Source organism: Bacillus sp. AFS053548, from assembly GCF_002575105.1.
GTDB lineage: Bacteria > Bacillota > Bacilli > Bacillales > Bacillaceae_G > Gottfriedia.
This window is the reverse complement of the sequence record NZ_NUHI01000019.1, coordinates 1-10,114: the sequence shown is the minus strand read 5'-3', so window position 1 is coordinate 10,114 and position 10,114 is coordinate 1. Positions and strand designations below refer to the sequence as shown.

Sequence of the window (10,114 nt, the reverse complement as noted above, 5' to 3'; positions counted from 1 at the left end):
TTGACCAATTTTAATTGCGATTTTCAGAATTTATTTGCAGTCCACAGTTTATTAGCACAAATAGACTCCTTAATTGCAGTCCACTCATCCTCAATTGAACTTGCATTCTTTTAAAAGATAGACAATCTACGGGGCTACTCAAAACAAACTCACCAAATGTTTTATAACAAGAAATACAACATATTCCATAAATGACCAAGTTGTTGATAGTATTTCCAAAGTTTATATGATAATATGAAACTATAAATCACGCAAGCGTGATTAATACATGATAAGGAGTGTTAATAGCATATGGCAATTTCTTTACAAAAAGGTCAAAAAGTCGACCTTACAAAAGGAAGAGCGGGACTTTCCTCTTTAATTGTAGGTTTAGGTTGGGATCCGGTGAAAAAAAGTGGTGGTTTCTTCGGATTTGGTAAACAAGAAAACATTGACTGTGACGCTTCTGTTTTAATGTTAGATGAAAATGACAAGTTAAGAAGTGCAAGTGATGTAATCTATTTTGGAAACAAAAAAAGCTTATGCGGTAGCGTAATTCATTCTGGAGATAATCTAACAGGTGATGGGAACGGTGACGATGAGCAAGTATTTGTTAATTTAAATAAGGTTCCATCTTATGTACATAAACTTGTATTTGTTGTAAATATCTATGCTTGTGTACAACGTAAGCAAGATTTCGGTATGATTAAAAACGCATTTATTCGAGTAGTAGACAAGTCAGCAAACGCTGAGTTAGTAAACTACAATATCACTGATAATTATTCAGGATTAACTGCATTATACCCTGGTGAGATTTATCGCCATAACGGGGAGTGGAAGTTCTCTGCAGTTGGAGAGGGAACAAAAGATATAGCATTAGATAAAATTGTTCAACGTTTTCAATAAATAATTAACATGATGGAAAAGGAGTGCATTTAAAATGACAGTAAATTTATTAAAAGGACAAAAGGTAGATTTAACGAAAACAAATCCTGGTTTAACGAACATTGTTGTTGGATTAGGTTGGGACACTAATAAGTACAGTGGCGGTAATGACTTTGACTTAGACTCATCAGTATTTTTATTAAATGGAGCTAGTAAATGTGCTACTGAAAAAGACTTCGTATTTTACAACAATACAGTAGGTGGAAATGGTTCAGTTGAACATCATGGCGATAATAGAACTGGAGCTGGTGATGGTGACGATGAGCAAGTTACAGTTAATCTAACAAACGTTCCTGCTTCAGTAGAAAAGATCGCATTTGCTATTACGATTCATGAAGCTGATGCACGTAACCAAAATTTTGGACAAGTAAGCAACTCTTATGTTCGTATTTTAAATGAAACGAATGGTGAAGAATTAATTCGTTATGATCTAGGTGAAGATTTCTCAATTGAAACTTCAGTAGTAGTTGGTGAATTATATCGTCATAACGGCGAATGGAAATTCAATGCGATTGGTAGCGGCTACCAAGGCGGTTTAATTTCACTAGTAAAAGATTACGGCTTAGACGCTTAAGTTTAACTAGAAAAAAAGTATTTTGATAGTCAAAAGGGGAAAGTGGTTTATTTCCCCTTTATTATCGTTTAGCACATCTTTAGAAAATGGTTTCTAAAGATGTCCTAGATTGTAATTTAAGTTTAAAATGTTTTTCTAATGTAATGTTGCATTATTTGGAAGTTCGGGGTGGGATTTTGAATAAACAAAGTAATACGATAAATTTAAATGATCCAAGTTTACTTAGTTCGCGTCAAGCGTGTCAAGAATGGGGGATCAATGACTCAACATTACGGAAACGAATAAATGATTTTCCAGACGGTACGATACGTAAATTTGGTTCCTCTTGGGTAGTAACTCGTGAAGGTATGTTAGCAGTTTTCGGACAACCAAAAATGAAATAATGACATCGGAAAGGAGTATCTATATGTCTGCGATCAACCCAAAAACCATGGATATTAATCAACATGAGTGGTTGAGTATCTTAAAACAACCTTCTAAATTAAGACAGTCTTATCAAGTAGAAGGAGAAACCATACAGTTTAATCAAATTGCATGGAGAATTTTAGGAACAAACATTGATGAAGATGAGTATTTTGAAAACTTATATGAACTAGTACATGACGAGTCTTTAAATGTCATTCTATTAAGCGAAGATTTAAACAAGACAATTTCGAATGAAATGTTACAAGCAGTTCAAAGAATAATAACAATAAACACTGCTGAAAATGGATTGTCAGTGAACAGACTAATTGCATTCCTTGAAGGTGAGCGATTAATTCCGAAGCACGAAAATCAGAACATACATAGACATATTCGAGAGCAAATTAAATCCGTATTATCTATTTTTAAAGATTCACATAAAAATGGATTCCTTGATAGTAATTTTAGAAGGATCATAGTTGATCTCGTGAAATGGTTACATAACCATGTAAATAAATGGATTGAGAGTTTTCCTAATAGTTCTCCACTTATCTTATGGTATGGTGACACAACGTTAAGTGAATGTTATTTCCTTTACTTGCTAATCCTTTTAGGTTTTGATGTTGCTATATTTCATCCTGAAGGAAAAGATTCATTATCTCATTTATTAGGTACCAAGAGCGATGGAATTAAAATACTATCTTCAACGACATCTTTAGTACCTTTTCCACTAGAAAAGCCAGTTAGGAAGAGTACAGTTGCCCATAGAGCAACAAAGGAAATTGAGAAATTATTGCATACTGAGGATTCACTATTATTTAAACCATGGCAATTTAGAAATTATGCCCCAAGATCAACTACGTTAAAAACAACCTTTGATGAACTATTCATTTTACATAAAGAAAGAGCAATGTTACGTCCTAATTTTCAAGTAAAAGACAATAGTGTTGGAATACCGGTTTTCTTTATGAAGATTTTAGGTGTGACGAAAAACCATCGTGAATATTGGGAAAAGATTGGCCAATTAACTGAAAGTAATTTAACACTTAAAATAGATAAATTTCCATTTACCCAATTGGTTAAAGGAAACCAGCAATATCATTATCAAAATGCATTAGGGCATGACGGGCTACTTGATCCCTATAAGATGTTGGCTAGTAACTGGTGGAGATATAAAGAACTTCCAAGCGGATTACAGTTTGGTCTAGCTTCTGCTATATCTAGATATGTTGACCGAGCAAATATTAAGTCACTACCAAATGAAACAAAGGCTCAGACACAACTATTTTTATTTAGCCAATCTATGAATATACCAAATGAAATATTAAGATTACTACAACAGTTTGATTACACACAACAAGTTCCAAAGTTAATTATTTATAATACAGAAAGAGATGGTGAACTAAATAGAAACGACGCAGCACTACTACTATTATTAAATGAGTTTGGAGTGGATCTAGTTTTACTTAATCCAACGGGTCAGAATGATATCGAATTATTCGTAGATGACAAATTATTCGATTCCCATTGGCTAGATGAAGTTACTTTTGATACTGAATTTCAAGTGTTGCGAGCATCGGGACAGTCACTAATTAAAAATCTATTTAGAAAAATAGTTAAATAAAGGGGAACTTAAAATGTCTATAAATACACTTACTAGTTTAGAAAAGCAAGATGAAATTTTGAATGCAAATGATATGAAATTGCAATTAAGAAATGAACCTGAAGTACACCGTTTAGCAAGTTCAATAGACCATAAAAACCAAATAGCTTTATTGGAGTACGGGAAAGAACCAGCAACTGAAATTTCAACCTTCTCAGGTAAAATATTAAATACAATTAAGGCTTCAAGTATGGAAGAGTCTAGCGTTCTATTAAAACAATTAGGGAAAATTATGGACCGCTTTGATGCGAAGGATTTTGCAGAAGAAAAAGGGTTTCTTTCAAAAATTTTTAATCGTGGTCAAAAGTTAATTGATAAATTATTTGATAAATATCAATCAATGGGCACTGAAATTGATAAAGTCTATGTAGAAATTACAAAGTATGAACACGAAATGAAAACATCTACAAACACTTTAGAACAACTTTACGAGCAAAACGTAGCATATTATATGGAGTTAGAAAAATATATTGTAGCTGCAGAAATGAAAGCAGAAGAGTTAAAAACACAGCTTCCTGCTTTAACTGAACGAGCTGGATCAGGAAATCAACTTGCTATGATGGAGTTAGATTCCTTAAAAAATGCGATCGAGTTACTTGAACAACGTACTTACGATTTAGAAATGGCAAAACAAGTTGCTTATCAATCAGCTCCGCAAATTCGTTTATTACAGCGTGGTAATACGAAACTGATTGGTAAAATTAACTCAGCCTTTGTAACAACAATTCCAATTTTTAAAACTGCATTAATTAATGCAATAGCAGCTAAGAGACAAAATTTAGTTGCTCAATCAATGAATGAATTAGATAAGAGAACAAACGAATTATTATTACGTAATGCTAATACAATTTCACAGCAAAGTGTGGATATTGCTAGATTATCAGGATCCCCTAGCATTAAGATCGAGACGATGGAAGAAACTTGGAATATCATTATGAAGGGGATGCAAGAAACGAAAGCGATTGAAGAAGAAAATAAAATTCAACGTGAACAAGGTAAATTGCGTTTAGAGCAGCTACAAGAAAACTTCATTAAACTTAATCAAGGAAAGTAAGATATTAAGAGTTATTCAATAGTTTTTTAAAAGTCAGTGGCCGACAAGCTACTGACTTTTGTCTTTATTGTGTTTTTACTAAACGGTTCTTAACTATTTAATTAATACTAAAATAAATAATGCTTCTTATTAGATAAACGGGGGCCTTTTTAGTATTTTTAATTCTTTTATTTTAAAAAAATGTTATTATAATATAATGAGATGAAATGAAAAGTTAATGCTAAAGTACATAGAGTTGTAAATAAATGGAAGACAAGAATAGTGTCACTTAATTAAATGATTAAATTTGATAAGTGAATAATTCTGAAAGTTCTGTAACAATGATGGAAAATATATTGACAATGAAAGTCGCTTTAGTATAATTAATGATTGAAAATGATTATCAACTTCAACGTTAATTAAGGAGAGAACGAAATGATTACCAATATCAAATTGCCCAAATTGCTTGGGATTGTCATGTCTTTATTTTTATTGATTGGTCTAGTTGGCTGTTCATCAGATTCAAGTAAAAAGTCTGATAAAAATTCTTCAAATGAATCTGCAGTCACAGTTGATACTAAATTCGGCAAAGTGGAGATTAAAGGGCATCCGAAACGTGTTGTTGCACTAGGCTGGGGAGATGCAGAGACTGCACTAAGTCTTGGAGTTGAACCGATTGGTGCAAGTGACTGGCTTGCTTTTGGTGGTGACGGTGTAGGACCTTGGTTAAAAGGTGCATATAAAAAATCACCAACTATTCTTGGAACAATGGAACTTGATTATGAGAAAATTGCTTCTCTTAAACCAGATTTAATTCTTGATGTAAAATCTTCAGGTGATGAAGAACGATACAAACGCCTTTCAGAAATCGCTCCAACAGTTGGGGTTCCTAAGGGTGGAGATAATTATTTAACGACTACTACAGACCAGGTGCGAATGATTGCACAAGCCCTTGGTAAAGTAGATAAAGGCGAAGAACTACTTAAGGATGTAGATGTGGCATTTGATAAAGCGGCTAAGGCAAATCCTGAATTTGCAGGTAAAACGGTTGCAGTTGGTGCTTATGATTCTTCAGGTTTTGGTGCGTACGTAAAAGGCGATTCTCGTGTTGATTTTGTAACGCGTCTTGGATTCAAAAATAAGGAAGAGATTGAAAAATTAGCTAAAGGTAATTTCTTTATTAAAGTTGCTGACGAAAAGTTAGATCTATTAAATGCTGATCTTACGATTGTTTTACCTATTTTTGTTGATCCAAAAGAGATAACAAATAATAAACTTTATCAGAAGATTCCTTCTGTAGCTGATGGAAGATCAATTATTCTTGATACAAATTCATCAAACGCATTCTCAACAGGAACGGTTCCTGCATTATTATGGGCAATCGATAATTTACCACAACAGTTTAAAAAAGCATTAGAAGGCGAGGAGTAAAACAGTGACAGCGATGAAGCAACCAAAAAACAAAACAACTCAAGTAGTTGGGGAAAATAAAAAGACAATTACTTCTATGCGGTTGCAACGATTTTTGGGCTTCATCGTAGCACTATTACTTTTGGTAGCTGTAGTGTTTTTAAGTTTAATGATCGGTGCTAAATCCATACCTTTTGGAGTAGTTTGGGATGCGTTGTTTTCACCAAACAATAGCTATGACCACACAATTATTCATAATACTAGGATACCACGAACACTTATTGCACTAATCGTTGGTCCTGCATTTGGACTAGCTGGAGCATTAATCCAAGTACTGAGTAGAAACCCACTAGCAGACCCTGGTATTCTTGGTGTAAATGCTGGGGCAGCCTTCGCAGTTGCGATCGGAATTGGTATATTTTCTGTTACATCGATGTCTGCTTATATGTGGTTTGCACTTGCCGGTGCATTAATTGCGACAATAGCTGTGTATGTTATAAGTGGAGGAGCTGGTAAAAAAGCTCCCACACCTGTTCAAATTACCCTTGCTGGGGTAGCAATTGGTGCCACTTTGAGTGGGATTACTACATCATTGACATTAATCAATAGTAAAGCATTTGCACGAATGCTGAACTGGAGTGTAGGGACATTAGCTAGGAGAAGTCTTGATGACCTTTGGCTTGTTCTGCCCATTTTAATCGTTGGTGCATTATTAGCTTTTGTTATTACTCCTGCATTAAACGCGATTGCTTTCGGAGATGATCGTGCATCTTCTTTAGGAGTAAATGTTGGTGTGACTCGTGCAATAGGTTTGATTGCAATTACACTATTAGCTGGCGGGGCAACTGCAATAGCTGGACCAATTGGTTTTATAGGTTTAATGGTGCCACATTGTGTAAGATGGTTCGTCGGTCCAGACCAATTCTGGATTTTTCTATACTCAATAGTAGCAGCACCGATCATACTCATCCTTTCAGATATTATTGGTAGAGTTGTATTGTTACCTTCAGAAGTTCCAGTAGGAATCATCACGGGACTAGTTGGTGCACCGATTCTATTGATTCTTGTTCGTAGACGTAAAGCGAGTGGATTATAAAATGAAAATGATTAGTGGCATAGGTTTGAATGTAAGAAGGAGTGAATATTATGCGCCCCATTAATTATGGCAGGCACTATCTACAACTGAAATGGCCTGTTAAGGTGCGAATTGATGTGAGGAGCATGATTGTTACGGCAATCCTGCTTATAGCCACGATTGCAATTGCAATGTTTGCATTAATGGTAGGCACACTGAAATTGAGTGTTCACGAAGTTTTTTCTGCTTTAATTGGCCAAGCGACAGGGATGACGAGAACTGTTGTGGTTGAATGGCGGTTACCACGGGTGGTGGCTGCGATTGTTTTTGGAGCAGGTTTAGCAATAAGTGGCATGATTTTTCAATCAATCACTCGGAATCCATTAGGGTCTCCTGATATCATTGGTTTTACCTCAGGCTCTTATACTGGAGCACTTATTGTGCTTCTTGTCTCTAAGTCGACTTCTAACATTAGTGTAGCTGGTGGGGCTATAATTGGTGGATTCACAACGGCTCTCCTTATCTATTTGCTTGCTTTTCGAAAAGGAACGCAGAACTTTCGCCTAATTATTGTCGGAATAGCTGTTTCGGCGATCTTAGGAAGTATCAATTCTATGCTCCTTATTAAAAGTGATGCAGAAGTTGCGTTAACTGCAGCGGCTTGGGGAGTTGGATCATTAAATGGGATTGATTGGAAACAAGTAGTTCTTCCAGCAATTGCAGTCATTATTCTCATTATTTGTGCTGGGATCATGAACAGACCATTGCGTGAAATGGAGTTCGGCATGGATGCTGCTAAATCTCATGGTGTTCGAATTGAACAATCCCAACTAGTACTGATTCTTATTGCAGTTGCCTTGACGGCTGCTCCAACAGCAGTAATTGGGCCAGTTAGTTTTGTGGCGCTTGTTGCACCGCAAATCGCTAAACGTATCACCAAATCAGAGGAAAGTATTTTACCAGCAGCGATGATGGGAGCGTTTCTTTTACTAGGGGCGGATGTTCTTGCGCAAAGAGTAATTCCAGGAACAATTTTTCCGGTAGGTGTGGTAACTTTATCATTAGGTGGAATATATTTAGTTTGGCTATTATTTCGTCAAGCTAGATCAGCAGCTTAAACGAAATAAAAATGTACAAGGTTTAGTAGGACCTTTCTCGCAAGGGGTTTCAAGTATTACGATATTCTGATTGAAAGAAGTTGAAAATGAATTATGAAGTTAACAGCGGCAGAAATTCAAAGCCAAAAGACCATACAAGCAGAGTCAAGGCTTTGGACAGAAAACATTACAATCAAATACGATAATCGGGTAATATCCAGAAACCTTTCAGTACAAATCCCAGACGGATCATTTACAGTAATTGTTGGTCCAAATGGATGTGGGAAATCAACCTTACTTCGAACACTTTCAAATTTGTTAAAGCCATCTGAAGGGCAAATTTTACTAGATGGAAAAGCTATTACATCTTATAAGTCAAAGGAAGTAGCCCGTAAACTAGGTCTATTACCTCAATCTTCAACTGCTCCAGACGGAATAACGGTAGCGAATTTGATCGCACATGGTCGTTATCCATATCAAAGTCTTATAAGACAATGGACTGATGAAGATGAAGCAGCAGTAATGTCTGCGATGGAGCTTACAAATACGAGCGATTTGTCACATCGATACGTAGACGAATTATCCGGAGGACAAAGACAAAGAGTTTGGGTCGCGATGGTACTTGCACAACAAACACCAATGCTCCTACTTGATGAACCAACGACTTACCTTGATATTGCTCATCAAATTGAGTTATTAGAGTTATTTAAAGATCTTAATCATCAAGGGAATACATTAGTTGCTGTTTTACATGATTTGAACCATGCTGCGAGATATGCAGATAATATTATCGCTATGAAGGATGGCCAAGTTATTGCACAAGGAGATCCTCGGGAGATTATCACTGCAAAACTAGTCGAAGAAGTCTTCGGTTTAAAGTGCATAATAATAGATGATCCAATTGCCAATACGCCACTAGTCGTTCCATTAGGTAAGGATAGTTAACTTGTGATTTTAGTTTAATATCACTAATAAAAAAATAAGTNNACTTATTTTTTTATTAGTGATTTTTTGTTAGAATTTTTTCTAGCTTACTGACTCATACTTAAAAATCGATTTTCTGTCATTAGTTCATCTATTTTTATATCATGTTTTTATTAAAAAATTTTAATTTGAACTAATTGTATTTGTTTGAAATAATCATAGTGGGATAAAAAAGTATTTAATACAATTGTTCTAGTAAATGACAAAGCGGAGAATTCATATGAATAAAGAAATGGAAGTAGTCGATCATCTTGAGGAACTGCGTAAAAGAATTATCATTACAGCAGTTACTTTTATTGTTCTATTTATAATTGGGCTCGTTTATGTAGAACCAATTTATAAATTCTTAACAAAGGATTTAACATATAAACTAGCCGTGCTAAGTCCTGGGGATATATTATGGGTATATTTTTCGATATCTGCAGTTTTTGCGGCCGTTTTTACGATCCCGGTTGCAACTTGGCAAACATGGTTATTTGTTAAACCGGGTTTACATCCTTCTGAACAAAAAGGGATAGGATTGTATATACCCGCGTTATTTTTTCTGTTTGTTTTTGGATTAGCTATTGGCTATTATTTTGTTTTTCCTAATATCCTTAGATTCCTAACGATAATGGGACAAGGTATGCTTGAACAAAACTACACTGTTGATAAGTATTTCTCCTTTCTTTTTAATCTAGTCGTTCCATTTGCTGCATTTTTTGATATGCCAGTCGTGATTATGTTCTTAACAAAAATCGGTATTGTGAAGCCTAGTTATTTACAGAAAGTGAGAAAATATGCATATTTTATCTTAGTAATCGTGGCGTGTTGTATTTCACCACCAGACTTTATTTCACATATTTCTGTCTCGATTCCATTAATATTATTATATGAACTAAGTATATTAACATCTAAATCGGTATATAGAAAAAAAGAGGTAAATGAGTAAATAAAATGTACCCTATGTAAA

Annotated in this window: 10 protein-coding genes; all 10 read left to right on the top strand. The window is 34.9% G+C overall.

Features of this window, described 5'->3' with window-relative positions; all coding sequences use genetic code 11:
- Positions 1 to 291 precede the first annotated feature (291 nt).
- The 10 genes from CN946_RS10205 to tatC all read left to right on the top strand — a co-directional run bounded on the left by CN946_RS10205 (position 292) and on the right by tatC (position 10,093).
- Positions 292 to 885: a TerD family protein gene (locus CN946_RS10205; RefSeq protein WP_098428579.1), complete on the top strand. Its 594-nt coding sequence runs from the start codon at positions 292 to 294 to the stop codon at positions 883 to 885.
- A gap of 34 nt (positions 886 to 919) precedes the next feature.
- Positions 920 to 1,498 carry a TerD family protein gene (locus tag CN946_RS10200; RefSeq protein ID WP_098861031.1) on the top strand — a complete coding sequence of 193 codons (579 nt, stop codon included), beginning with the start codon at positions 920 to 922 and terminating at the stop codon, positions 1,496 to 1,498.
- A 176-nt stretch (positions 1,499 to 1,674) separates the two neighbouring features.
- Entirely contained in the window at positions 1,675 to 1,881 is a 207-nt protein-coding gene (locus CN946_RS10195) for a helix-turn-helix domain-containing protein (protein WP_025671239.1), read from the top strand.
- Between the two features lie 23 nt (positions 1,882 to 1,904).
- A complete protein-coding gene (locus CN946_RS10190) occupies positions 1,905 to 3,524 on the top strand; it encodes a YceG family protein (protein WP_176547285.1) in 1,620 nt (539 codons plus the stop codon).
- Positions 3,525 to 3,537: 13 nt separating this feature from the next.
- Positions 3,538 to 4,617: a toxic anion resistance protein gene (locus CN946_RS10185; protein WP_098861029.1), complete on the top strand. Its 1,080-nt coding sequence runs from the start codon at positions 3,538 to 3,540 to the stop codon at positions 4,615 to 4,617.
- Positions 4,618 to 5,031: 414 nt separating this feature from the next.
- Positions 5,032 to 6,027, top strand: coding sequence for an iron-siderophore ABC transporter substrate-binding protein (locus CN946_RS10180; RefSeq protein WP_098861028.1), 996 nt, complete (start codon positions 5,032 to 5,034; stop codon positions 6,025 to 6,027).
- Between the two features lie 13 nt (positions 6,028 to 6,040).
- Positions 6,041 to 7,102: a FecCD family ABC transporter permease gene (locus CN946_RS10175; RefSeq protein ID WP_286133896.1), complete on the top strand. Its 1,062-nt coding sequence runs from the start codon at positions 6,041 to 6,043 to the stop codon at positions 7,100 to 7,102.
- A gap of 50 nt (positions 7,103 to 7,152) precedes the next feature.
- Positions 7,153 to 8,199: a FecCD family ABC transporter permease gene (locus CN946_RS10170; protein ID WP_098861026.1), complete on the top strand. Its 1,047-nt coding sequence runs from the start codon at positions 7,153 to 7,155 to the stop codon at positions 8,197 to 8,199.
- A 93-nt stretch (positions 8,200 to 8,292) separates the two neighbouring features.
- Positions 8,293 to 9,123: an ABC transporter ATP-binding protein gene (locus tag CN946_RS10165; protein ID WP_098861025.1), complete on the top strand. Its 831-nt coding sequence runs from the start codon at positions 8,293 to 8,295 to the stop codon at positions 9,121 to 9,123.
- Between the two features lie 259 nt (positions 9,124 to 9,382).
- Positions 9,383 to 10,093 carry a twin-arginine translocase subunit TatC gene (tatC, locus tag CN946_RS10160; protein WP_286133895.1) on the top strand — a complete coding sequence of 237 codons (711 nt, stop codon included), beginning with the start codon at positions 9,383 to 9,385 and terminating at the stop codon, positions 10,091 to 10,093.
- Positions 10,094 to 10,114 lie beyond the last annotated feature (21 nt).

Bases quoted from the DNA above. Each gene is read 5' to 3' on its own strand.
- CN946_RS10205 (WP_098428579.1), top strand. From the start codon at position 292: ATGGCAATTTCTTTACAAAAAGGTCAAAAAGTCGACCTTACAAAAGGA.
- CN946_RS10200 (WP_098861031.1), top strand. From the start codon at position 920: ATGACAGTAAATTTATTAAAAGGACAAAAGGTAGATTTAACGAAAACA.
- CN946_RS10190 (WP_176547285.1), top strand. From the start codon at position 1,905: ATGTCTGCGATCAACCCAAAAACCATGGATATTAATCAACATGAGTGG.
- CN946_RS10185 (WP_098861029.1), top strand. From the start codon at position 3,538: ATGTCTATAAATACACTTACTAGTTTAGAAAAGCAAGATGAAATTTTG.
- CN946_RS10180 (WP_098861028.1), top strand. From the start codon at position 5,032: ATGATTACCAATATCAAATTGCCCAAATTGCTTGGGATTGTCATGTCT.
- CN946_RS10175 (WP_286133896.1), top strand. From the start codon at position 6,041: ATGAAGCAACCAAAAAACAAAACAACTCAAGTAGTTGGGGAAAATAAA.
- CN946_RS10170 (WP_098861026.1), top strand. From the start codon at position 7,153: ATGCGCCCCATTAATTATGGCAGGCACTATCTACAACTGAAATGGCCT.
- CN946_RS10165 (WP_098861025.1), top strand. From the start codon at position 8,293: ATGAAGTTAACAGCGGCAGAAATTCAAAGCCAAAAGACCATACAAGCA.
- tatC (WP_286133895.1), top strand. From the start codon at position 9,383: ATGAATAAAGAAATGGAAGTAGTCGATCATCTTGAGGAACTGCGTAAA.